General features: G+C 62.2%; 15 protein-coding genes. 8 read left to right on the plus strand and 7 right to left on the minus strand.

Annotated elements, in window-relative coordinates:
• Positions 1–470: 470 nt before the first annotated feature.
• The 3 genes from RCH14_RS20360 to RCH14_RS20370 all read right to left on the minus strand — a co-directional run bounded on the left by RCH14_RS20360 (position 471) and on the right by RCH14_RS20370 (position 5,428).
• On the minus strand, positions 471–1,994 hold the full coding sequence (locus tag RCH14_RS20360; protein ID WP_343027914.1) for a SpoVR family protein: 1,524 nt from the start codon (positions 1,992–1,994) through the stop codon (positions 471–473).
• Between the two features lie 42 nt (positions 1,995–2,036).
• Entirely contained in the window at positions 2,037–3,308 is a 1,272-nt protein-coding gene (locus RCH14_RS20365) for a YeaH/YhbH family protein (RefSeq protein ID WP_343027915.1), read from the minus strand.
• Positions 3,309–3,505: 197 nt separating this feature from the next.
• Complete coding sequence (locus RCH14_RS20370) at positions 3,506–5,428, minus strand: PrkA family serine protein kinase (protein WP_343027916.1); 1,923 nt, start codon at positions 5,426–5,428, stop codon at positions 3,506–3,508.
• Positions 5,429–5,978: 550 nt separating this feature from the next.
• Here RCH14_RS20370 and RCH14_RS20375 point away from each other — a divergent pair.
• From RCH14_RS20375 to rmuC, 4 genes are read left to right on the plus strand one after another with little or no spacing between them, the layout of a single operon-like run.
• Positions 5,979–6,986: an adenosine deaminase gene (locus tag RCH14_RS20375; protein WP_343027917.1), complete on the plus strand. Its 1,008-nt coding sequence runs from the start codon at positions 5,979–5,981 to the stop codon at positions 6,984–6,986.
• Positions 6,987–7,006: 20 nt separating this feature from the next.
• On the plus strand, positions 7,007–9,538 hold the full coding sequence (locus RCH14_RS20380; RefSeq protein ID WP_343027918.1) for an FtsX-like permease family protein: 2,532 nt from the start codon (positions 7,007–7,009) through the stop codon (positions 9,536–9,538).
• A 3-nt stretch (positions 9,539–9,541) separates the two neighbouring features.
• Complete coding sequence (locus tag RCH14_RS20385; RefSeq protein WP_343027919.1) at positions 9,542–9,955, plus strand: group II truncated hemoglobin; 414 nt, start codon at positions 9,542–9,544, stop codon at positions 9,953–9,955.
• Positions 9,956–9,959: 4 nt separating this feature from the next.
• Entirely contained in the window at positions 9,960–11,279 is a 1,320-nt protein-coding gene (rmuC, locus tag RCH14_RS20390) for a DNA recombination protein RmuC (protein WP_343027920.1), read from the plus strand.
• Positions 11,280–11,594: 315 nt separating this feature from the next.
• On the opposite strand, the gene glp is transcribed toward rmuC, so the two are convergent.
• The 3 genes from glp to RCH14_RS20405 all read right to left on the minus strand — a co-directional run bounded on the left by glp (position 11,595) and on the right by RCH14_RS20405 (position 17,983).
• On the minus strand, positions 11,595–13,472 hold the full coding sequence (glp, locus tag RCH14_RS20395) for a gephyrin-like molybdotransferase Glp (RefSeq protein ID WP_343027921.1): 1,878 nt from the start codon (positions 13,470–13,472) through the stop codon (positions 11,595–11,597).
• Positions 13,473–13,478: 6 nt separating this feature from the next.
• The gene (gene moaA / locus RCH14_RS20400; RefSeq protein ID WP_343027922.1) at positions 13,479–14,591 is read right to left on the minus strand and encodes a GTP 3',8-cyclase MoaA; all 1,113 of its coding nucleotides are present in this window, start codon (positions 14,589–14,591) and stop codon (positions 13,479–13,481) included.
• 218 nt (positions 14,592–14,809) lie between these two features.
• A complete protein-coding gene (locus RCH14_RS20405) occupies positions 14,810–17,983 on the minus strand; it encodes an Rne/Rng family ribonuclease (RefSeq protein WP_343027923.1) in 3,174 nt (1,057 codons plus the stop codon).
• Between the two features lie 673 nt (positions 17,984–18,656).
• Between RCH14_RS20405 and RCH14_RS20410 the strand changes: the two genes are divergently transcribed.
• From RCH14_RS20410 to RCH14_RS20420, 3 genes are all read left to right on the plus strand, one after another.
• Positions 18,657–19,637, plus strand: coding sequence for an RluA family pseudouridine synthase (locus RCH14_RS20410; protein WP_343027924.1), 981 nt, complete (start codon positions 18,657–18,659; stop codon positions 19,635–19,637).
• Between the two features lie 91 nt (positions 19,638–19,728).
• Positions 19,729–20,388: an HAD-IA family hydrolase gene (locus tag RCH14_RS20415; RefSeq protein ID WP_343027925.1), complete on the plus strand. Its 660-nt coding sequence runs from the start codon at positions 19,729–19,731 to the stop codon at positions 20,386–20,388.
• A gap of 144 nt (positions 20,389–20,532) precedes the next feature.
• Positions 20,533–21,534: a S49 family peptidase gene (locus RCH14_RS20420; protein ID WP_343027926.1), complete on the plus strand. Its 1,002-nt coding sequence runs from the start codon at positions 20,533–20,535 to the stop codon at positions 21,532–21,534.
• Between the two features lie 341 nt (positions 21,535–21,875).
• Here the strand turns inward: RCH14_RS20420 and RCH14_RS20425 are convergent, their stop codons facing one another.
• On the minus strand, positions 21,876–22,310 hold the full coding sequence (locus RCH14_RS20425; protein WP_343027927.1) for a hypothetical protein: 435 nt from the start codon (positions 22,308–22,310) through the stop codon (positions 21,876–21,878).
• 214 nt (positions 22,311–22,524) lie between these two features.
• On the opposite strand from RCH14_RS20425, the gene RCH14_RS20430 reads away from it, so the two are divergent.
• Positions 22,525–23,241, plus strand: coding sequence for a 16S rRNA pseudouridine(516) synthase (locus RCH14_RS20430; protein ID WP_343027928.1), 717 nt, complete (start codon positions 22,525–22,527; stop codon positions 23,239–23,241).
• Positions 23,242–23,294: the final 53 nt, after the last annotated feature.

The raw sequence follows: 23,294 nt of genomic DNA on the forward strand, positions 1-23,294 counted from the left end.
CATCTGGAACAGATGCCTGCCGTTACAAGTTATAGATAAAAGTTATATGACTTGTCACCATTGAGATAACTCAACCGTGCGCCCAAAAAGGGTTCAACTTGACAGGAGTGACAGCTGCGAGCCCCCACACCTGCTTCGCCAAACTATATTACTTAGTTTTGCTAGGTGCTTCACCACCATATTGCCATGACGTAGATGTGACAGCGCCAACATGTGATGACGGCAACATACCATGAAATGCCGAAATTGGCGATACCAAGAGAACGCGGGCACGTACGTATTGCTACGCACGCCTGGCATTTGCAGGTGAAGAGCTCTGGAAGGAGGGGCGGCAGGCGCCGTGGACGACTCAAGCCGCAAGAAAATTGACGGTCAATGCACCTAGTGTTAGCGGGTGCAAGGAACGGACAGGCGCGCCGCATGGTGGACGACATCGCCGTCCACCATTCGTCTACCCACCAAGATCGCTGTCAGCGCGTGCGCTTTTCGCGGCGACATTCGATGAAGCTGATGACGTGGCCGTCGAGATCGGCTGTTTCAAGGCGCACGTCGAAGCCCCACAGGCGGGAAACGTATTTGAGTACCTCCTGGGCCTGCTGGTTGAGCGGGCGCCGGTTGTACTGCGTATGGCGCAGCGTCAGCGCCCGGTCGTCGCGCGTATTGACTTGCCACACCTGAATGTTCGGCTCGCGGCTGCCCAAGTTGTATTGTTCGGCCAGCTTGTGGCGCACATGGCGGTATCCGGCGTCGTCGTGGATGGCCGAGATCGACAATTTATCGCTGCGGTCGTCGTCGAGTACGGCGAAGAAGTGAAACTCGCGGATCAGCTTTGGTGACAGGTATTGCGCAATGAAACTTTCGTCCTTGAAATTGCGCATTGCAAAGTCCAGCGTCTTGCGCCAGTCGCTTCCGGCGATGTCAGGGAACCAGGTGCGGTCTTCATCGGTCGGGTGTTCGCAGATGCGGCGAATATCGCTCATCATCGCGAAGCCAAGCGCATACGGGTTGATGCCGCTGTAATAGGGGCTGTTGGCCGGTGGTTGATAGACGACATTGGTATGGCTCTGCAAGAATTCGAGCATGAAGCCGTCGCCAACGATGCCTTCCTGGTACAGGTCCTGCAAAATCGTGTAGTGCCAGAACGTGGCCCAGCCTTCATTCATGACCTGGGTCTGGCGCTGCGGATAAAAGTATTGCGAGATCTTGCGCGTGATGCGCACCAGCTCGCGCTGCCACGGCTCCAGCAGGGGCGCATATTTTTCGATGAAGTACAGCAGGTTTTCTTCGGGCTCGGGCGGAAAGCGCACGGGCGCGCTGCTCTGCACCTGCTCTTCGCGCAGCGGTAGCGTGCGCCAGATGGCGTTGACCTGCGACTGCGCATAGTCTTCGCGCTCTTTGGTGCGCGCCGCCTCTTGCGCCACCGACAGCTTGGCCGGGCGCTTGTAGCGGTCCACGCCATGGTTTTGTAGGGCGTGGCATGAATCGAGCAATTCTTCCACCGCATCGATGCCATGCCGCTGCTCGCATTCGGCGATGTAGTTCTTGGCGAACACCATATAGTCGACGATGGCGTCAGCGTCGGTCCAGCTTCTAAACAGGTAATTGCCCTTGAAGAAGGAATTGTGGCCATAGGCAGCGTGGGCAATCACCAGGGCCTGCATCGTCAGGCTGTTCTCTTCCATCAGGTAAGCGATGCAGGGATTGGAATTGATGACGATCTCATAGGCCAGGCCCATCTGGCCACGGCGGTAGCTTTTCTCGGTGCTCAGGAAATGCTTGCCGAAAGACCAGTGGTTGTATGACACGGGCATCCCGACCGAGGTGTAGGCATCCATCATTTGCTCGGCGGTGATGATCTCGAGCTGGTTCGGGTAGGTGTCGAGCCCGTAGCGTTGGGCCACGCGTTTGATTTCTTCGTGCGCCTGCTCGATCAGGTCGAAAGTCCATTCCGACTGTTCGGGCAGGGCGCGCGGGTTGTCCGGATATCTTGGCATGGTGCACCTCGCTGCTGTTGTCTGGTTCGGCTGTTCGCGCGGCTACTTGGCCTGCTTTTTAAACAATTCCCGGAACACGGGATAGATATCGGCCGGGGTCACGATCTTTTGCATCGCAAAGTTACGGTGCTGGCTGGCGACGTCGCAGTATTGTTCCCACAGGTTCTGTGGCGGGCCGTCCGTGATTTCGACATAGGTGTAGTACTGGACGCGCGGCATGATCGCATTGGACAGGATCTGCTTGCACAGCACCGAATCGTTGTCCCAGTTATCGCCGTCGGAGGCTTGCGCTACGTACGCGTTCCAGTCGGCGCTGCCATAGCGTTCGGTGATGACTTTTTGCAGCAGGTGCAGGGCGGACGAGACGACGGTGCCGCCCGATTCGCGCGAATGGAAGAACTCGTTCTCGTCGACCTCGGCCGCAGCCGTGTGGTGGCGGATGAAGACCACATCGATTTTCTCGTACACGCGTTTCAGGAACAGGTAGAGCAGGATGAAGAAGCGCTTGGCCGTGTCCTTGCGTGTTTCGTCCATCGATCCCGACACGTCCATGATGCAAAACATCACTGCCTGTGTGCTTGGCTTGGGAACCTTGATCCGATTGGCGTAGCGCAGGTCGAACGGGTCGATGAACGGAATCGCATTGAGCCGGATGCGCAGGTGATGAATGTGGTCCCTCAGTTCGATGACGCCCTGGTCGTCGCCCGGTGCGCCTTCGTCGAACAAGGCCTGCAATTGTTGTTGGGCTTCGGCCAACTGGCGCCGCGCCGGACCGCCCACGGCGATGCGCCGGCCCAACGCGCCGCGCAGCGAGCGCAGCACGTGGATATTCGAGGGCGTGCCCGAGACGTTGTAACCAGCGCGCTGATTCTTGTATTCAATGGTCTGGGTCAACTGTGTCTTGACCATATTTGGCAGCTCGAGGTCTTCAAAGAAATAATTCATGAATTCTTCGCGCGACAATTCAAAAATGAAATCATCCTCGACGGTCTGGTCACTGTTGCCAGCGCGGCCGCGGCCGGCGCCAGCGCCACCGCCGCGCGGACGGGTGAACTGGTCACCTTTTTGATATTCGGTATTGCCGGGGTTGACCGTTTCCCATACGCCGCCATGGGCATGGCCGAAATGCGGTTCGTTCACATCCTTGACGGGAATGGTGACCTTTTCGCCGTTTTCGATGTCGGTGATCGAGCGGCCCTTGATAGCGCGGCCGACGGCATCCTTGATCTGCGCCTTGTAGCGGCGCAGGAAGCGTTCGCGGTTGACCGCAGACTTGTTCTTGCCCTGCAAGCGACGGTCGATGAGGTGAGTCAAAACAGGCCTCCTGCTCAATGTAAGCGCGGATCTGGCGTTTTGGACACGCTGGTTGGCGCTGTAGCGCTGCCAGTCAACCAGCAGCGCCCCTATCTTAATACGCTACGCGAACGCACGTGCGACGCACGCACAGCGTGGGACGTTGCCGACCGGCGGCCTGCGGTCAGTCGGCAACGCGGTTGCTTACGCGCGGTTGCTCACGAAGATTTGCGCACGCGCAGATACCATTCGCACAGCAACCGCACCTGCTTCGGCGTGTAGCCTTTCTCGACCATGCGCGCCACGAAATCGGCGTGCTTGTTCGCATCGTCGGTATTCGCCTTGGCATTGAATGAAATCACCGGCAGGAGTTCCTCGGTATTCGAGAACATTTTTTTCTCGATCACACTGCGGAACTTTTCATAACTGGTCCAGGCGGGATTCTTCCCAGCATTGGTGGCACGCGCACGCAGACTGAAGTTGACGATCTCGTTGCGGAAATCCTTCGGATTCGAAATCCCTGCCGGCTTTTCGATCTTTTCCAGTTCGGCATTGAGCGACTCGCGATCAAAACTCTCGCCGGTATCGGGATCGCGAAATTCCTGGTCCTGGATCCAGAAGTCGGCGAACGTGACGTAGCGGTCGAAGATGTTCTGCCCATACTCGGAATAGCTTTCCAGGTAGGCCGTCTGAATCTCTTTGCCGATGAAGTCGACGTAGCGCTGCGCCAGGTGTTCCTTGATATACGACAGATAGCGCTGCTCGGTCTCGGGCGGGAATTGCTCGCGCTCGATCTGCTGTTCGAGCACGTACAGCAGGTGGACCGGGTTGGCCGCCACTTCGGTATTGTCGAAATTAAATACCTTCGACAGGATCTTGAAAGCAAAGCGGGTCGACAAGCCGTTCATGCCTTCGTCCACGCCCGCGTAATCGACATATTCGTGCAGCGACTTGGCTTTCGGGTCGGTATCTTTCAGGTTGTCGCCGTCATACACCAGCATCTTGGAATAGATGCTGGAATTGTCGGGATCCTTCAGGCGCGAGAGCACAGCGAACTGCGACATCATGCGCAGCGTGCCAGGCGCGCAGGGCGCCTTGTCGAGTGACGAATTGCGCAGCAGCTTGTCGTAGATTTTCACTTCATCCGACACCCGCAGGCAGTACGGCACCTTGACGATATAGATGCGGTCGAGGAATGCCTCGTTATTGCGGTTGTTGCGGAAGGTCTTCCATTCAGATTCGTTCGAGTGGGCCAGCACGATGCCGTCGAACGGGATCGCGCCAAAGCCTTCGGTGCCTTTGTAATTGCCTTCCTGCGTGGCCGTGAGCAGCGGGTGCAGCACCTTGATCGGCGCCTTGAACATCTCGACGAATTCCATCAGGCCCTGATTGGCCAGGCACAGGCCGCCCGAATAGCTGTAGGCATCCGGATCGTCCTGCGAAAAATCCTCGAGCTTGCGGATATCCACCTTGCCGACGAGGGACGAGATATCCTGGTTGTTTTCGTCGCCCGGCTCGGTCTTGGAAATGGCGACCTGCTTGAGGATCGACGGGTAGCGCCGCACGACGCGGAACTTGTTGATGTCGCCGCCAAATTCGTGCAGGCGCTTGACAGCCCAGGGACTCGGCACCGCGCGCAGATACCGGCGGGGGATGCCGTAATCTTCTTCGAGAATCTTGCCGTCTTCGTCTTCGCTGAACAAGCCCAGCGGCGACTCGTTGACGGGCGAACCCTTGATCGCATAAAAGGGTACCAGCTCCATCAGGCTCTTGAGTTTCTCGGCAATCGACGACTTGCCGCCACCCACCGGGCCCAGTAAATACAGGATCTGCTTGCGTTCTTCCAGGCCTTGCGCCGCGTGGCGGAAATACGAAACGACCTGTTCGATCACTTCTTCCATGCCATAAAACTCGCGAAACGCCGGATAGATCTTGATGACCTTGTTGGCGAAGATGCGCGACATGCGCGAATCGAGACGGGTATCGACCAGCGTGGGTTCGCCGATGGCGGCGAGCATGCGTTCAGGTGCGCTGGCATACGTCAGGGGGTCACGCTTGCACATCTGCAGGAACTCGGACATCGAGTATTCCTCTTCCCGAGTACGCTCATAGCGGGCCGTGTAGTTTTCAAAGATGCTCATTGAAGTTCCTTTAATGTGCCAACAACGAATCACTGTCACAACAGCGCATGGCGCTGCCCGGGGCCCCGGTTATTTCGGCGTACTCCTTGTTCGTTCGTCACGTGCGGCGCCAGTGTGGTCGGCGTCATGGAAGGTGCGCGTGCGATTGCTTGTTGTCGATCCGAACATATCGAACAGACTGCAGTGTGGAGAGCGTCGTTTTGCGTCACTGAAATTTATTATGTGCCTAATAGTTTCCGAAGTCAAAGTCCTGTTGCACGACATAATGAAGCTGCAACAAGTGTCTGATTTAACAACAGAAAATCGGATTTTGACCTGCGCGGACCGTGCGCGCGGAAGGTGCAGGAACGCGGCCTGGAGCACATGCAGGTTCATGCAAAGCGTAGCGAGTTTTCGCCGGCTGTACAACAGGCGACGCACGCCAATCGTGCGCTGCCCAAACGATGAACCCACACTTTTTCGCTATGGCATGAGCCGATCGCACGCATGCGTTACACTTGCCGGTCGCTTCACCGCGACCTTATTCACTGAACACCTGTTGGAGAACACCATGCTTGACGACCGCTTGCGCACCCTGCTGCAGAACATGCCCAAGGCTGAACTGCACATCCATATCGAGGGCTCGCTCGAGCCAGAACTGATTTTTGCTCTGGCACAAAGAAATAACGTCCAGCTGGCCTATGCCTCGGTCGAAGCGTTGCGCGATGCCTACGCTTTCAACGATCTGCAATCGTTCCTCGACATTTACTATGCGGGCGCCAGCGTGCTGCTGACCGAGCAGGACTTCTACGACATGACCGCCGCCTACCTGGCGCGTGCGCATGCCGACAATATCCGCCACACCGAAATCTTCTTCGACCCGCAAACGCACACCGCGCGCGGCGTGCCGTTCGAGACCGTCATCAACGGTATCTGGCGCGCCTGCCAGGATGCGCCGCTGAGCGCCGAACTGATCATGTGCTTCCTGCGCCACCTGTCGGAAGACGACGCCATCGCCACGCTCGACGAGTCGCTGCCATACCGTGACAAGTTCATCGGCGTGGGCCTCGATTCGTCCGAGGTCGGCCATCCGCCCGAGAAGTTCGCGCGCGTGTTCGAGCGCGCCCGTAACCTGGGCCTGCGCCTGGTCGCGCATGCCGGCGAAGAAGGGCCGCCAGCCTATATCGAAAGCGCGCTCGACGTGCTCAAGGTCGAGCGCATCGACCACGGCGTACGCAGTCTGGAAAGCCCGGCCCTGGTCGAGCGCCTGGTGCGCGAGCAGATGGCGCTGACGGTGTGCCCGCTGTCGAACATCAAGCTGCGCGTGTTCGACGTCATGGGTTCGCACAATCTGCGTACCTTGCTCGACGCGGGCCTGGCCGTCACGGTCAACTCGGACGATCCGGCCTACTTCGGCGGCTACGTCAACGAGAACTACTTCGCTGCCTTCGATGCCTTGCCGCTGGATGCCTCGCACGCACAGCAACTGGCACGCAACAGCTTCCAGGCCGCCTTCATCGACCCGGAGCGCAAGCGCGCCTTCCTGGCCGAAGTCGACGACTTTTTCGCTAACGCCTAATCCAACCACGGAGCGACGCCATGTTCGTCCAGGCACTTCGCATGACGGCGCGCGACTGGCGCGCCGGTGAACTGCGCTTTCTGCTCGTGGCGCTGATCGTCGCCGTGGCGGCGCTTACGTCGGTCGGCTTCTTCACCGACCGCATGCGCGCCGGCATGGACCGCGACGCGCACCAGTTGCTGGGCGCCGACCTGCTGGTCAAGACCGATGACCCGGTGCCCCAGGCCTGGCGCGACGAAGCCACGCGGCGCGGCCTGCTGCTGGCCGACACGGTGACCTTCCCCAGCATGGCGCAGGCAGGCGAGGGCGACGAGTCGCTGGCGCAGCTCTCGTCGATCAAGGCCGTATCAAAAGGCTATCCGCTGCGCGGCCAGATGAAGATCACGACCGATCCTGTCGCGGCCAGTGGCGCGCGCGGCGAGCCGACACGCGCCGTGCCGGCACCCGGCACGGTGTGGGTCGATCCGGGCCTGCTCGCGCAGCTGTCGACCCAAGTGGGCGGCATGCTCACGCTGGGCAACAGCCAGTTGCGCATCGCACAGCTGATCGCTACCGAGCCCGATAAAGGTGGGTCGTTCGCGAACTTTGCGCCGCGCGTGATGCTGTCGACCGACGATCTGAAAGCCACGGGCCTGGTTGACGATTTCGCCCGCGTGGACTTCCGGCTGCAGATTGCCTCGACCAACCGCAATGACCTGGCGGCCATCAAAGCCTACGAAACCTGGCTGCGCGCGCAGATCAAGGACGGCAACCTCAAGGGCGTGCGCATCGAAACGCTGGAGAACGGGCGCCCTGAAATGCGGGCGACGCTCGATCGGGCGGGGTTGTTCCTGTCGCTCGTGGGCCTCTTGTCGGCGATGCTGGCGGCGGTGGCCGTGGCGATGGCGGCGCGCCGCTTCATGGGCCGCCACCTGGATGCCTGCGCGATGCTGCGTTGCCTGGGCCTGACCCAGAACCAGGTCACCGTCATGTACGTGACAGAGTTTGCCCTCGTCGGCTTGCTGGGCAGCGTGATCGGCGTGCTGGTGGGTTTTGGCGCGCACTTCGTGCTGCTCGAACTGATCGCGTCGCTGATTCGCACCGAGCTGCCGCCGGTCTCGCTCCTGCCGGCGCTTCAGGGCGTGGCCACGGGCATGCTGCTGCTGGTGGGCTTTGCGCTGCCGCCGATTCTGCAGTTACGCAATGTGCCGCACAACCGCGTGATCCGGCGCGAAGCCGGCACGCCGCAACCGGCCGCGCTGGCGACCTATGGCCTGGGCGTGGGCGCCTTCTTCCTGCTGCTGTTCTGGCAGGCGGGCGACCTGACGCTGGCGCTGATCACGGCCGGGGGCTTCCTCGGCGGCTTCGCCTTGTTCGCGCTCGTGGCCTGGCTTGGCCTCAAACTCCTGCGCCGCATGCGCAACCTGTTCCCGCAGCAGGCCTGGCGCTTTGCCGTCACGTCGCTGCAGCGCCGGCCCGGCGCCACGGTCGTGCAGGTGGTGTCGCTGTCGCTCGGCCTGATGGCGCTGCTGCTCTTGACCGTCGTGCGGGGCGACCTGATGACGGCCTGGCAGTCGGCCACGCCGGCCGACGCACCGAACCGCTTCGTGATCAACATCCTGCCCGAGCAAACCAAGGGCGTCGAAGGCCAGCTGGTGGCGGCCAACGTGAAGGAACCGGTGCTGTTCCCGATGATCCGCGGGCGCCTCACGGCGATCAACGGCGCTGCCATCAAGAGCGATACCTTCGCCGATGGCGAGGCGCGCCGCCTGGCCAATCGCGAATTCAACCTGTCGACGACCAATGCCCTGCCAGAGGGGAACGAGGTCGTCGAGGGCGCGTGGTTCAAGGACGCCCCTGGTCTGGCCGAAGCCTCGGTCGAAAAGAGCATCATGGAGCGCCTCGGCCTGAAGCTGGGCGACAGCCTGCGCTTTGACATGGCGGGGCTGATGGTGGACGCGAAGATCACCAGCGTGCGCAAGCTCGAATGGGGCTCGATGCGCGCCAACTTCTTCGTCATCATCAATCCGGCGGCGATGGCCAATGCGCCGACCACCTACATGACGGCGTTCCACGTGCCGGCCGAAGGCGCGAATCTGGGCAATGCGCTCACGCGCGCGTACCCGAACCTGACCGTGGTCGACGTCTCGGGCATCATCCGCCAGCTGCAGGACGTGCTGGATCAGGTGGTGGTCGCGGTCGAGTTCCTGTTCCTGTTCACGCTGGCCTCGGGTGTGCTGGTGCTGTATGCGGCGCTGATGGGATCGACGTCCGAGCGCACGCGTGAAGGTGGCCTGCTGCGGGCGCTGGGCGCGACGCGTCAGCAACTGGCGCGGGCGCAGCGGATCGAGTTCGTGCTGGTGGGCGGGCTGTCCGGCCTTCTCGCCGCGACCGGCGCCGCAGCGCTGGGCTGGGCACTGGCGACGTACCAATTTAAATTCCCGTGGACGTTCGCGCCAAGCGTGTGGCTGGCTGGCCTGGTGGTGGGGATCCTGTGCGCGATCATCGGCGGCTGGTTCGGCCTGCGCGGCGTGCTGCGTCAGCCGCCGCTGCAGACCTTGCGGGAAGCGTAGGCAATGACGGATATGCAGACCGCCGCGCCGACCGACTCGCAGACGCTGTACGACATCATGGGCGGCGCCGAGCGCCTGCGCGCGCTGGTCGACCGCTTCTATGACCTGATGCAGCTCGAGCCGGATTTCGCCAACATCCACGTGATGCACCCGGTGCCCAACGACAGCTCGCGCGACAAGCTGTTCATGTTTTTGTCCGGGTGGATGGGCGGCCCGGACCTGTACATCGAGCGCTACGGCCACCCGCGCCTGCGTGCGCGCCATCTGCCGTACGCGATCGGCACGAAGGAGCGCGACGCGTGGCTGCGCGCGATGGCGTGGGCGATGGAAGACCTGGGCTACGACGAGGCGCTGCGGCTACGCCTGATGACGTCCTTCTTCCAGACCGCCGACTGGATGCGCAACAAGGCCGATTGATTTGATGACGACAGCAGAGATCCTGATCCTGGCGGGCCTCGCGCTCATCATCGCGTTGCTGGTGCTGGCCTTGCTGCGCCTGCGCGGCAGCGGCGATGGCGCGCACATCGAACGGCTCGAGCGCGAGCTGCGCCAGGAACTGCAGGCCAGCGCGCAGTCGACGCGCCAGGAGACCGCCGGCCACCTGGCCCAATATCACAATGCATCGGTCCAGCAATTCGACAGCATGCGCCAGCAGATGCAGCTGCAATCGAGCAGCGGGCGTGAAGAGCAGGCGCGCGCGCTGAAGCGCTTTGCCGACACGCTGCAGCAAACGTTGGGCAATCTGACCGAATCGAACGCCCAGCGCATGCTCGAAGTGCGCAACACGCTGGAATCCAAAATCCGCGACCTGCAGGCGGACAACGGCAAGCGCCTGGAAGAGATGCGCCAGACGGTCGACGAAAAGCTGCACGCGACGCTGGAAACGCGGCTGACGGAGTCGTTCCGCCAGGTCTCCGAACGGCTGGAAAAAGTCCACCAGGGCCTGGGTGAGATGCAGCAACTGGCCATCGGCGTGGGTGACCTCAAGCGCGTCTTGACCAATGTGAAAACGCGCGGCACGTGGGGCGAAGTGCAGCTGGAGATGCTGCTCGAGCAGGTGTTGACGGTCGAGCAGTATGCGAAGAACGTCGAGACGGTGGCGGGATCGAACGCGCGGGTGGAGTTCGCGATCAAGCTGCCGGGCGCCGTCGAAGGCGGCGCGCCACTGTGGCTGCCGATCGACGCCAAGTTCCCGAAGGAGCAGTACGAGCGCTTGCAGGCCGCAGCCGACATCGCCGATGCCGAGGGCGTCATCCGCGCCGGCGCCGAGCTGGAACGGGCGGTGCGGCGCGAGGCCCAGACCATCTGCGACAAATACGTCTCGCCGCCACAGACGACGGATTTCGCGATCCTGTTTTTGCCGACCGAAGGCCTGTACGCCGAAGTGATGCGCCGCCCGGGCCTGGCCGACGACCTGCAGCGTACGCTGCGCGTGACGATCGCCGGCCCCTCGACACTGAGCGCCTTGCTCAACAGCCTGCAAATGGGTTTCCGCACCTTGGCGCTGGAAAAGCGCTCATCCGAAGTGTGGCAGGTGCTGGGCGCAGTAAAAACCGAGTTCACCAAGTTCGGCGACGTGCTGGCCGCAACCAGGACGACGCTGGAGCGCGCCGCCAAAAACATCGAAAACGCCGAGGTGCGCAGCCGCCAGATGGCCCGCAAGCTCAAGTCGGTGGAGGCGTTGCCGACCGAAGCCGCACAATTACTCCTAGGCTCTGACGGCCTGGAACGCGAAGACTGACACCCCGGCACAGCGCCCGCAAGCCCCAAAAAACAATCAGGGTCAGAGTAGAATTAATGGGCAATTTCTCAATGTTGTCAAAGAATTCGACTCTGACCCTAATTGTTTTGGCGCGTTTGCAGCCGCAAAACGCCGAATCTGATTCCGGTTGGAATTCAATTTCCAGGGTGACTCGATTTGGTCGCAAAACCGGCCAAAATTAATTAGGGTCAGAGTCGAATTAATGGGCAATTACCCAAAGTTGTCAAACAATTCGACTCTGACCCTAATTGGATCGTAAGGGCTGGCGGGCAACATTTGGGTTGATGCGGGTGCTTAGAACAGGCCTTCGAAGGGCAGGATGTCCACCATGTCGCCGGCTGCCACGTTGCCTTGCTCATCGTGTAACACGACCATGCAGTTGGCTTCGGACATCGAGCGCAGGATACCTGAGCCTTGGGCGCCAGTGAGGCGCACTTCGGGGGCGCCGTTGGGGCCGCGTGCGACGATGCCGCGCTGGTATTCGGTGCGGCCTGGCTTTTTGCGGATCGCCTCGGACGAGCGCGCTTGCAGCAGCGGCAGCGGCGCGTTCGCGCCCATCATCTGCAGCAGCGCGTCGCGCGCGAAGAAATAGAACGACACCATCACGGCCACCGGATTGCCCGGCAGACCGAACAGGAAGGCGCTGCGGCCGTTCGATGCGACGCGCCCGAATGCCAGCGGGCGGCCCGGGCGCATGCCCACTTTCCAGAACGTGACGTCGCCCAGCTGCGCCATCACCTGTTTGGTGTAGTCGGCGGCGCCGACCGAGACGCCGCCCGACGTGATGATCGCGTCGGCATTTTCACAGGCGGTGCGCAGCGCGTCTTCCAGCGCTTGCGGGCTGTCGGGCACGACGCCCATGTCGATGATCTCGCAGCCCAGGCGAGTCAGCATGCCGTAGATCGTGTAGCGGTTGCTGTCATAGACACAGCCTTCGGCCAGCGGCTCGCCGATCGAACGCAGCTCGTCGCCGGTGGAAAAGAATGCTACGCGCAGGCGCCGTTGCACCGGGATTTCGGCAAAGCCCAGCGAGGCGCATAGTCCCAGGTCGGCCGGGCGGATGATGCGGCCGGCCTTCAGCGCTGCGCTGCCGATTTTGAGGTCTTCGCCCGCCCGCCGGCGGTTGTCGCCGGCGCGGATGGCGCCGGCGCGCACGGTCATCGCAACGTCGTCGCCGCTGTCGGCAAATTCCTGCGGCAGCACGCTGTCGCAGCCAGCCGGCATCACGCCGCCCGTCGTGATGCGTACGCACTCACCGGGACCGGGCACGACAGCGGACGGCTTGCCCGCATAGACGATATCGACCACCTTGAAACCCGCCACCCCAGCCTGCGGAAGATCGGCGCCGCGCAGCGCGTAGCCGTCCATTGCCGAATTGTCGTGCGCCGGCACGTTGATCGGCGAGACCAGGTCGCGCGCCAGCACGCGGCCCAGGCTTGCACGCAGCGCCACCATCTCGATGGCGCGCACCGGCTGGACGAATTCGCGGATGATGCGCTGGGCATCGCGCACCGGCAGCGCGTCCGGGTCGTAGCCGTTGATGCAGCTGGCCACCTGGGCCAGGCTGGCGGGGAAGGCAGGTTGCTCGAGCCCGCGCAGTTCGTCGAGCGTGTTGATGTTGCGAAACGCATCCGCGTCGTCGAACACGACCTCGACGGCCTTGAGCTCGCCGTACCAGCCTTCGACCCGGCGGCCGCCTTCGGCCAGATAACGGGACAGGGCAGGCAGACGGTCAGCGCGCACCAGGCAGAACACCGGATGCGGCTGGACCCGCAGGCCTGCCTCGTGCGTCGCGGCGTAGGCCACGTCCGCATTCTGTTCTTGCAGCGCAGCGAACAGGCGCGCGGCCAGATCGGATGGCAGGAACGGCGAATCGCACGGCACGGTCAGCAGATACGGCGTGGCGCAGTGGCGCAAACCCGTTTCGAGCCCGGCCAGCGGACCCGGAAAGTCGGCCATCTCGTCGGTCAGCACGGGCGCACCAAACGCGCGGTAGGTCTCGAGATTGCGGTTGGCGCTGATGGCCAGCGGCCCGACTTGCGGCCGCAGGCGCGCCAGTACGTGCTCGACCATCGTGCTGGAACGGAACGGCTGCAAGCCCTTGTCCACGTTCCCCATGCGCGAGCCACGGCCGCCCGCCAGAACCAATCCGCTGATCAAGCCTGTGTGCATCGTCAATTAGCCACCGATATACGACATTTCAACCCGTCGTGGCCCGTCCAGCTGCCCAATGCCGGTCTCTGCCGTGCGGGTTTCGGAATAGCGGTCGGCCCGCCCGCGCCACAGTTGCGCGATCGCGCCACTGAGTGCCAGATCGTCGTGGCCGGCCCGCAGCAATTCGCGCAGATCGTGGCCACGGGTGGCGAACAGGCATGTGTACAGCTTGCCTTCGGTCGACAGGCGCAGGCGGCTGCAGTCGCCACAGAACGCTTGTGTGACACTGGAAATCACACCGATCTCGCCATCGCCATCGAGGTAGCGCCAGCGCGACGCGGTCTCGCCGCTGTAGTTGGCGGCCACCGGTGCCAGCGGCAGCTCGGCCGAGATGCGGCGCACCACGTCGCCCGACGGCACGACGTCACGCATGTCCCAGCCGTTCGACGCGCCCACATCCATGAATTCGATGAAGCGCAGGATCGTGGGCGAGCCCTTGAAGTGGCGCGCCATCGGCAGGATCTGGTCGACATTGGTGCCGCCCTTGACGACCATATTGACCTTGACCGGCCCCAGCCCCACGGCATGCGCGGTGTCGATGCCGTGCAGCACGTCGGCCACCGAAAAGTCGACGTCGTTCATGCTGCGAAACACGCCATCGTCGAGCGCGTCGAGCGAGACCGTGACGCGGTCCAGGCCAGCGTCTTTCAGGGCTTGCGCCTTGCGCGCCAGGATCGAGCCGTTGGTCGTCAATGTAAGGTCGAGCGGGCGGCCGCTGGGCTTAGGCAACGCACGCAGCATCCCCACCAGGCGTTCGAGATTCTTGCGCAGCAGCGGCTCGCCGCCCGTCAGGCGCAGCTTTTCGACGCCGTGCGCGACGAACAGGCGCGCCACGCGCGTGATCTCTTCGAACGACAGCAGGTCGCCGTGCGGCAGGTATTGGTAATCCTTGTCGAACACTTCCTTCGGCATGCAATACACACAGCGGAAGTTGCAGCGGTCGGTGACGGAAATGCGCAAGTCGTGCAGCGGCCTGCCGAGCGCGTCGCTCAGCAGGCCAGTCGGTGCTTCCGGCACAGCCGGGACCCGCAGCTTCGATGAGCGCAGGTCATTGATAAGGATGATTTTTTCAGCCATTCCAATACGATAGCATGCGCCCGTGAATACTGCCGGGCGAGGGTGTGTCGTTGGAGGTGGTAACGCGGCCCAAATGCGTCGTTCCCGCGCATGCGGGAACCTAAGTTGCTAGCGTTATCGTCACGCTAATAAACTTCGGTTCCCGCCTGCGCGGGAACGACGTACGGTACTGCTGCTTACTGCTTACTGCTTACTGCTTACTGCTTACTGCTTACTGCTTACTCGCGGCTGGTATCGACCTGCACCAGTGGCTCATCGACCGGTACGACGACCGGCTTGCGGGCACGGCCCACGCGCACCGGCGTGGCTGTTTGCGCTGCTGCGGCCTGGGCGGCGCGCAGCTTTTCAGGGTCGGTCGCGGCCAGTTGCAGGCCGGCTTCGGCCAGCATGTCGTCCAGCTTCGGCGCTGGCGCTGCAGCCACTGGCGCAGGCGCCGTGGTCACTTGCGCTGCTGCTACCGGCGCCGGCTCGACCGCCACGGCAGCCACGGGTTCCACCACCGGCGCAGCGGCAACTTCCACCATTGGCGCCGGTTCGACCGGCGCCGGTGCAGGTGCAGGCTCGGCCACGACAGGCTCTGCCGCAGCATGATCAGCCGCCACCGATGCCGCCGTCGGGAACATGACCGGTTCGGCCGATGCCGGTGCTGGTGCCGATACCGCTGCCGACGCCGCCATTGACGCTGCCGTCGGGAAGTTGACTGGCTCGACGTTGGTCGGCGCAGCTTCGGCCGCCGCTGCCGCCATTGATGCCGATGTCGGGAACATATTGCCCTCGACCGGCGCCGCGTGGGCCACCACCGGCGCTGCCGCTGGTGCTGGCGCTGCTACTGACGATTGCGCCACAACATCCCTGGCAGCGATCGATGCCGAGGTCGGGAACGGCCATGGCGCCTGGGCGCCTCCCTGGGCCGGCTTGGCTTTGGCAGCGCGCGCTGCTGCCGCGACCTTGGCCACTTCTTCGTCCGCTACCGGCGCGAACGCTGGTGCGTCTTCGTTGCCTTCGCCGCCTTCGCCTTCGATCTGGTCACGATCGCGACGGTTGCGGTTACGGCCACCGCGACGACGACGACGGCGTGGCTCGTCGCCATCCATCTCGACTTCTTCGCCATCCGGGCCGATCGTGGTCACCGATTTGATGACTTGCTGCACGACTTCCTGGCTGCCTTCCGGACCGGTGGTGGTCACGGCGACAGTGGTGTTCGACACCACCTGGCTGACATTGATTTCGTCGAGCTTGGCTTCGATGACCTGGGTGGTGCGTTCGGTACGCTCGGTGCGCTCGCGTGGCTGGCGCGGCTGGCGCTCTTTGCGTTCGGCACGTTCAGGACGCTCGGCGCCTTCGGCGCGTGGCGCGGCGTCGGCCGGGTCGCGTGGTTCACGTGGTTCACGGCCTTCGCGCGGTGGACGTGGAGGACGCGGCGGGCGTGGCGGACGCGCTTCGGCGTCCGGGCCCTTGGCCAGCTCTTCGCCCGGTGCGCCAGTCTTGGCAACCGGCTCGCGCTCTTCACGCTCACGGCCCGGCTTGCCAGCCGGACGGCCACCGGTGCGGCCATTCTTGCTGCGATTGTTGCGGTCGCGCTCTGCCTGGGCAGGGGTGGTGACAGGCACTTCGACCAGGACAGCTGGTGCGACGCCTTTCGGTTCGGGCTTGCCGAAGAAGAAGTTGCGCAGTTTGGCGAAGAAACCTTCTTCTTCCACCGGCGCAGGCACGGGCACCGCCACGGCAGGGGCGGCGGCTGGCTTGACTGGCTTGGCTGCTTCGCTGCGGTCGACCAGTGGCGCAGGCTGGGCCGGCGTGATCGTCTTGACGACGGCTTCCTGGCGCGGCTTGGTTTCTTCTTTCTGGCGTTTCGCGTAGGCCATGTCGGTATCGGCCGACTCGGCCATCGCGTAGCTGGCGTGCGCATCTTCGAGGCGCGGATCGTCGTGCTTGATGCGCTCGAGCTTGTAATGCGGCGTGTCCAGATGCTTGTTCGGGATCAGGATCACGGTGATGCGATGGCGGTTCTCGATCTTGAGTACTTCGCCGCGCTTTTCGTTGAGCAGGAATGCAGCGACATCGACCGGCACCTGCACGTGGATCGCGGCCGAGTTTTCCTTCATCGCCTCTTCCTGGATGATGCGCAGGACTTGCAGGGCCGACGATTCGGTATCGCGGATGTGGCCGGTGCCCGAGCAGCGCGGGCAGGTCACGTGGGAGCCTTCCGACAGCGACGGACGCAGGCGCTGGCGCGACAGTTCCATCAGGCCGAAGCGGGAAATCTTGCCCATCTGGACGCGGGCACGGTCATGGTGCAGCGCGTCCTTGAGGCGCTGTTCGACTTCGCGCTGGTTCTTGGCCACTTCCATGTCGATGAAGTCGATCACGATCAGGCCGCCCAGATCGCGCAGGCGCAACTGGCGCGCCACTTCGTCGGCCGCTTCGCAGTTGGTGTTGAAGGCGGTCGTTTCGATGTCCGAACCGCGCGTGGCGCGGGCCGAGTTGACGTCGATCGAGACCAGCGCTTCGGTGTGGTCGATCACGATCGCGCCACCCGATGGCAGCGGCACGGTGCGCGCGTAGGCGGTTTCGATCTGGTGTTCGATCTGGAAACGCGAGAACAGCGGCACGTCGTCGCTGTAACGCTTCACGCGGTGCGCCATGTCGGGCATCACGTGGCTCATGAACTGCTGCGCCTGTTCATAGATTTCGTCGGTGTCGATCAGCACTTCACCGATGTCCGGCTGGAAGTAATCGCGGATCGCGCGAATGACGAGCGACGACTCCTGATAAATCAGGAACGCGCCGTTGGACGACTTGCCGGCGCCTTCGATTGCGCGCCACAGTTGCATCAGGTAGTTCAGGTCCCACTGCAGTTCTTCGACATTGCGGCCGATGCCGGCAGTGCGGGCGATCACCGACATGCCTTGCGGCAAATCGAGCTTGTCCATCGTTTCGCGCAGTTCCTGGCGTTCTTCGCCTTCGACACGGCGCGATACGCCACCGCCGCGCGGGTTGTTCGGCATCAAGACCAGGTAGCGGCCGGCCAGCGAGATGAACGAGGTCAGGGCAGCGCCCTTGTTGCCGCGTTCTTCTTTTTCGACCTGGACCATGATTTCCTGGCCTTCGCGCAGCGCTTCCTTGATGGAGCAATTGCGCACGTCGACACCTTCACGGAAATACGTGCGGGCGACTTCTTTGAAGGGGAGGAAGCCGTGGCGGTCTTCGCCGTAGCTGACGAAGCAGGCTTCGAGGGAGGGTTCGATGCGGGTGATGACACCCTTGTAGATATTCGACTTGCGCTGTTCGCGACCGGCAGTCTCGATATCGATGTCGATCAGCTTCTGGCCGTCGACGATGGCGACGCGCAGCTCTTCTTGCTGCGTCGCGTTAAACAACATGCGTTTCATTTTTAGTACTCCGTGACCCGGGGGCCGTGTGAAGGCCGCCCTCACGGGCGGCGCAGCTACAGGGATGTATGCGGGGACGGGTGACAGGAGGGGGTATGCCCGGGCGTGCGATACAGCAAAAACAGCAAAGTGATTTCGCTGCCGCAACAGGGCGCTGTGGGGCCGAACGTCATTGTCTAAACACGCCGCAACTTTTGTTCGTCACCTGCCACCACATTGGGGTTGGCACAGCAGCGAACAAGGGAGGGTGTGCCACAGCCAGCCGAACCTGGGCGCCAGCAACCATCAGCCGGCCTGGAGGCGAAGAGACAGCCTTGCTCAAGCGGTGTGGATGCTGCAGCAGCGGGGTCGGCGAAAACGACAAGCGTTATCGACACCATCAACCGGCAAGCACTTTGTTAAGGATGCTTGCTGGTACTTATCCTTAAGAATCCTGACAATCCAATCCGGCATCATTGCGCGCAATCCGATTACAAATCGGTTGCAACCTTGATTGGCGCAAGGATGTGCGTACACGTTCTTTCCATCGAATTTGCACTTGGCGGGGCCGATGGGGCGTGCCCCAGTGTAAAATTTCATTTTAATTCTTACACCAGCAGAGGTTTGACCACCGCCTGTCGATTATATATTCAAAATGAAGGACTTAGAGAGAATTTCTGGGAAGACAGACCGAATGGCAATGCAGAACGATAGCGTCCCCCCTTCATCCCCCGCAGCACTGCAAGCGCAGTTTGTGACAATCGACGAAGAAGAAGCCGGCCAGCGCATCGACAACTACCTGTTGCGTGTCTGTAAAGGCGTACCAAAGAGCCACATCTACCGCATCCTTCGCTCCGGCGAAGTGCGTGTCAACAAGGGCCGTATCGACCAGTTGTATCGCCTGGTCGCCGGCGACACCGTCCGTATTCCCCCGATTCGCATCGCCGAAAAGTCGACCGAAAACGCCGCGCCCGGCGCCGAATTTGCGGTGGTCTACGAAGACGCGCACCTGCTCGTGATCGACAAGCCGTGCGGCGTGGCCGTGCATGGCGGCTCGGGCGTGTCGTACGGTGTGATCGAACAATTGCGCGCTGCGCGGCCGCAAGCGAAGTTTCTGGAACTGGTGCACCGGCTCGACCGCGAAACTTCGGGCTTGCTGTTGATCGGCAAGAAACGCAGCGCGCTGACGCATCTGCATGACCAGATGCGCGAAGGCACGACCGACAAGCGTTACTTTGCGGCCGTAAAAGGCGACTGGGTGAACAAGCGCCAGCACATCCGCTTGCCGCTGCATAAATACACGAGCGCGGAAGGCGAGAAGCGCGTGCTGGTCCAGGCCGGCGGCCAGGAAGCGCACACGATTTTCAGTTTGTTAAAAAAATGGCACAATTTCGCCTTGCTTGAAGCCGAGCTCAAGACGGGGCGCACGCACCAGATCCGGGTCCACCTGGCGTCGTCGGGCTTCCCGATCCTGTGCGATGAAAAATACGGTGACTTCGCGTTCAACAAGCAATTGCACAAGGCAAATGAAAGCCGTGGCGCGCTCAAACGCATGTTTTTGCACGCGCACCAGATCACGTTTACGCATCCGGATTCGGGCGAGCGCATGACCTTGCGCGCGCCGATGCCGGTCGAGTGCGAGCGCTTCCTGACAAGTCTGGGCGCCCCGGTGTAACACCACCTGGCGCACAGCAATCGAATCGCGCAAGTACGAAAGCGCACCAATAAAAAACAACAGGGGACCGGCGGCCTGGCCGCCACTAATTATGGCTAGAAAACAATTCGACCTGATCGTCTTCGATTGGGACGGCACCTTGATGGACAGTACCGCGGCCATCGTCAAATGCATCCAGGCGGCTGCGCGCGACCTGGGCTTGCCGGTGCCCACCGATTCGTCGGCCGCGCACGTCATCGGTCTCGGCCTGGCCGAGGCGATGCAGGCGGTGATGCCCGATATCCAGCCGGCGCTGTATCCGCGCATGGTCGAGCGTTACCGGCACCATTTTCTGACCAAGGACCACCAGCTGGTGCTGTTCAAGGGCGTGCCCGAGATGCTCAATGCGCTGTCGAGCGAAGGCTATTTCCTGGCCGTGGCCACCGGCAAGAGCCGTGTCGGTCTGAACCGCGCGCTCAATGCGACGGGGCTGCTGTCGATTTTTGATGCAACACGTTGCGCCGATGAGACATTCTCCAAGCCGCATCCGGCAATGCTGCAAGAGCTCACGCGCGAGCTCGGCCAGGATTTGCGCCGCACAGTGATGATCGGCGACACCACGCATGACCTGCTGATGGCCACCAATGCGGGCGCGGCCGGTATTGCGGTCGAGTTCGGTGCGCATCCGGTCAGCCAGCTCCACGCCTGTCAGCCATTGTTCTCTGCCAAGAACATCCCCGAGCTGCATGCCTGGCTGCTCGAGCATGCCTGAAGTCGGGGGCGCGGCGGGCCAGCGTCGTAAGCATGGCCTTGCCGACCGTACACGACGGCGCTGGCAAGATATACTGACTGCCGCACGAACAGCCCCGCGCGTGACGCGCGGGGACGGCGTTTCGTCGTCCACTTTCCCGACTTTATGAGTGACCCTACGAGCATTGACCAACCTGGCGACAGCCGGCTCGCGTCGAATCCGACGATGAGCAACTGGGAGCGCGACACGCTCGAGAAACTGGTATTTGCCACCGTCCAGGAACGGCGCTCGGCGCGCCGCTGGAGCATCTTCTTCAAGCTCGGCTTCCTGATCGTGGCGCTGCTGGCGCTATGGGCCTACTACGACTTCAACTTCGCCAGTGGCGACACCGAAAACCTCGGCCGCCACACGGCGCTGATCGAAATCAACGGCGAAATCGAGGCCGAAGGCAGCGGCGCGGCCGACACCGTGATTCCGTCGCTGAACAAGGCGTTCTCCGATCCCGGCTCGGCAGCCGTCGTGCTGCGTATCGACAGCCCGGGCGGCAGCCCGGTGCAGGCCGGCATCATCGTCGACGAAATCCAGCGCCTCAAGCGCGGCTATCCCGATAAACCGCTGTATGTCGTGGTCGACGAGATCTGCGCCTCGGGCGGCTACTACATTGCTTCGGCGGCCGACCGCATCTATGTCAACAAGGCCTCGATCGTCGGCTCGGTGGGCGTGCTGATGGACAGCTTCGGCTTTACCGGCACGATGGAAAAGCTGGGTGTCGAGCGCCGCCTGCTGACGGCCGGCGAAAACAAGGGGTTTCTCGATCCTTTCAGCCCGCAGTCGGAAAAACACCGCGAGCATGCCCAGACCATGCTCAACGAAATCCACCAGCAATTCATTTCGGTGGTGCGCGCCGGACGCGGCAAGCGCCTGAAAGAAACGCCAGAGACGTTCTCGGGCCTCTACTGGACCGGTGCGCGCGCCGTCGACATGGGTCTGGCCGATGCCTTTGGCACGGTCGATACAGTGGCGCGCGACATCGTCAAGGCGGAAGACATCGTCGACTACACGGCGCACGAAGGCTTGCCCGAGCGGGTGCTGAAGAAATTTGGTGCATCGGTGGGTGAAAGCGCTGTGAGGGCGGCGTATCACAGCGCCGTACCCAAATTGCGGTAAGCATTTTGTTCTTGAAACCGCAGGATATGCGGCTATAGTTAAACGGTGGCCGACGCTGCGGTGGATCAGTCAACTTGCTTGCCAATTGATCCCGGACGGTGAACGCTGGCGACCGCACTGCTGTGCGGTTTTCGAGAGAATTGTCATTCCTCGCGGTAGGACTGTCCCGAGCACGTATATGCGCGCGGCGGGATTGGAAACGACGGCCCTGGCCGTCGTTTTCTTTTGGTGGGGCAGGTCGTTGCGGCTGGCGCGGGCTTGTCAGCCTCTGTCGTGCCAGCCGTCGTGGATGGGTGCCGATGGTGGTGCTGACCGTGCTGCCGTAGTGGGCGTTGCCGGGGTCAGGTCAGGCTGCCGCACTGACGGGCGTCGTCATCGCGGCCGGTGCGGCGTGACGGGTGGTCCAGATCGTTGTCGTTGTCGTTGTCGTTATCATTATCGTGGTCGGTCGTGGTGTCAGCCGCCTGGGGTGTCAATGGCGTCACGAGGCGCGGCGGGTGCCACATGGTGGGCTGGCGTAGTGGCGGCAAATCGTCATGCTGGGCAAAGCCGCCGCGCTCGAGCCAGTCCTGATGGTCGCCGCCGACACGTGCAAACCACGCGGCGCGCAGCCGGAACTCGTCGTCTTGCAGCAGCGGGCGGGCGCCGCTGCTCCAGCGCGACAAGGCCATCAACGTGGGAAAAAGCGCCGCATGCGCTCGTGCGAGGCGCTGCCGGGCGCAGTGCACTTCGTGCGGGGAAAGCTTTTCATAGCAGGTGTCGAGATCATCGTTCACGTTCAGTCCTGTTCTCTGGCGGAATTGCACCTTGATGTATGGCAAACAACCATCAGGGTCGTTAGGCGGATTCCTAACATGTTGAAGTCTATCAATAGGAATTTCTTCAGACTTGACGCTGCTCAAATGAATCGCGGCATGCATGTTGACTAAAAAACATTGCCTTCTACGTCAGCCTGTCGCCGCCCGACCTGTTCTGGTAAAGTCTCGCCCCATGAGTAAATTGTCCCTAGACCGCATCCTGCAATCGCAGGGATTCGGCACCCGCAAATACTGCCGCGCCCTGATCGAGGACGGTGACGTCTCCATCAATGGCGAAGTTACTGATAACTTCAAGGCCACTTTCGACACCGATGGCCTGGTGCTGACTGTGTTCGACGAAGAATGGGCTTACCGCGAGCACGTCTATATAGCGCTGTACAAGCCGGCCAACTTCGAATGCTCGCGCAAGCCCAGCCACCATCCTGGCGTGCTGACACTGTTGCCAGAACAATTTACCTGGCGCGATGTGCAACCAGTCGGGCGGCTCGATCATGACACGACCGGTTTGCTCCTGATGTCGGACGATGGCCCGTTCATCCACGCGCAATCGTCGCCCAAGCGGCACGTGCCGAAGGTCTACCACGCCACCACGGCCGAGCCGGTGACAGATGAACTCGTCGCAAATCTGCTCGCCGGCGTGCAGTTGCACGACGAGCCGGCGCCATTGAAGGCGGTGTCGTGCGTCAAACTGGACGAACGCGCCATCGAGATCGTGCTGGAGCAGGGCAAGTACCACCAGGTCAAGCGCATGCTGGCCGCCGCGGAAAACCATTGCAGTGCGCTGCACCGGGCCCAGATCGGCGGCTTGACGCTGGCTGCGCTGGGGCTCGAAGAAGGCGAGTGGTGCTTCCTCGACCAGGCACAGCTCGACCTGCTGGTACCGGGCTGACATACCACATCCCCGCATGCAGTTGTGGAAATTTCACAACGGAACATGCTTAA

Source organism: Massilia sp. MP_M2, from assembly GCF_039123635.1.
Classification (GTDB): domain Bacteria; phylum Pseudomonadota; class Gammaproteobacteria; order Burkholderiales; family Burkholderiaceae_D; genus Telluria.

What these genes read in the sequence shown, in the direction of transcription:
- RCH14_RS20360 (WP_343027914.1), bottom strand. Translation starts at nt 1,994, where the DNA reads ATGCCAAGATATCCGGACAACCCGCGCGCCCTGCCCGAACAGTCGGAA.
- RCH14_RS20370 (WP_343027916.1), bottom strand. Translation starts at nt 5,428, where the DNA reads ATGAGCATCTTTGAAAACTACACGGCCCGCTATGAGCGTACTCGGGAA.
- RCH14_RS20375 (WP_343027917.1), top strand. Translation starts at nt 5,979, where the DNA reads ATGCTTGACGACCGCTTGCGCACCCTGCTGCAGAACATGCCCAAGGCT.
- RCH14_RS20380 (WP_343027918.1), top strand. Translation starts at nt 7,007, where the DNA reads ATGTTCGTCCAGGCACTTCGCATGACGGCGCGCGACTGGCGCGCCGGT.
- RCH14_RS20385 (WP_343027919.1), top strand. Translation starts at nt 9,542, where the DNA reads ATGACGGATATGCAGACCGCCGCGCCGACCGACTCGCAGACGCTGTAC.
- rmuC (WP_343027920.1), top strand. Translation starts at nt 9,960, where the DNA reads ATGACGACAGCAGAGATCCTGATCCTGGCGGGCCTCGCGCTCATCATC.
- glp (WP_343027921.1), bottom strand. Translation starts at nt 13,472, where the DNA reads ATGCACACAGGCTTGATCAGCGGATTGGTTCTGGCGGGCGGCCGTGGC.
- moaA (WP_343027922.1), bottom strand. Translation starts at nt 14,591, where the DNA reads ATGGCTGAAAAAATCATCCTTATCAATGACCTGCGCTCATCGAAGCTG.
- RCH14_RS20405 (WP_343027923.1), bottom strand. Translation starts at nt 17,983, where the DNA reads ATGAAACGCATGTTGTTTAACGCGACGCAGCAAGAAGAGCTGCGCGTC.
- RCH14_RS20410 (WP_343027924.1), top strand. Translation starts at nt 18,657, where the DNA reads ATGGCAATGCAGAACGATAGCGTCCCCCCTTCATCCCCCGCAGCACTG.
- RCH14_RS20415 (WP_343027925.1), top strand. Translation starts at nt 19,729, where the DNA reads ATGGCTAGAAAACAATTCGACCTGATCGTCTTCGATTGGGACGGCACC.
- RCH14_RS20420 (WP_343027926.1), top strand. Translation starts at nt 20,533, where the DNA reads ATGAGTGACCCTACGAGCATTGACCAACCTGGCGACAGCCGGCTCGCG.
- RCH14_RS20430 (WP_343027928.1), top strand. Translation starts at nt 22,525, where the DNA reads ATGAGTAAATTGTCCCTAGACCGCATCCTGCAATCGCAGGGATTCGGC.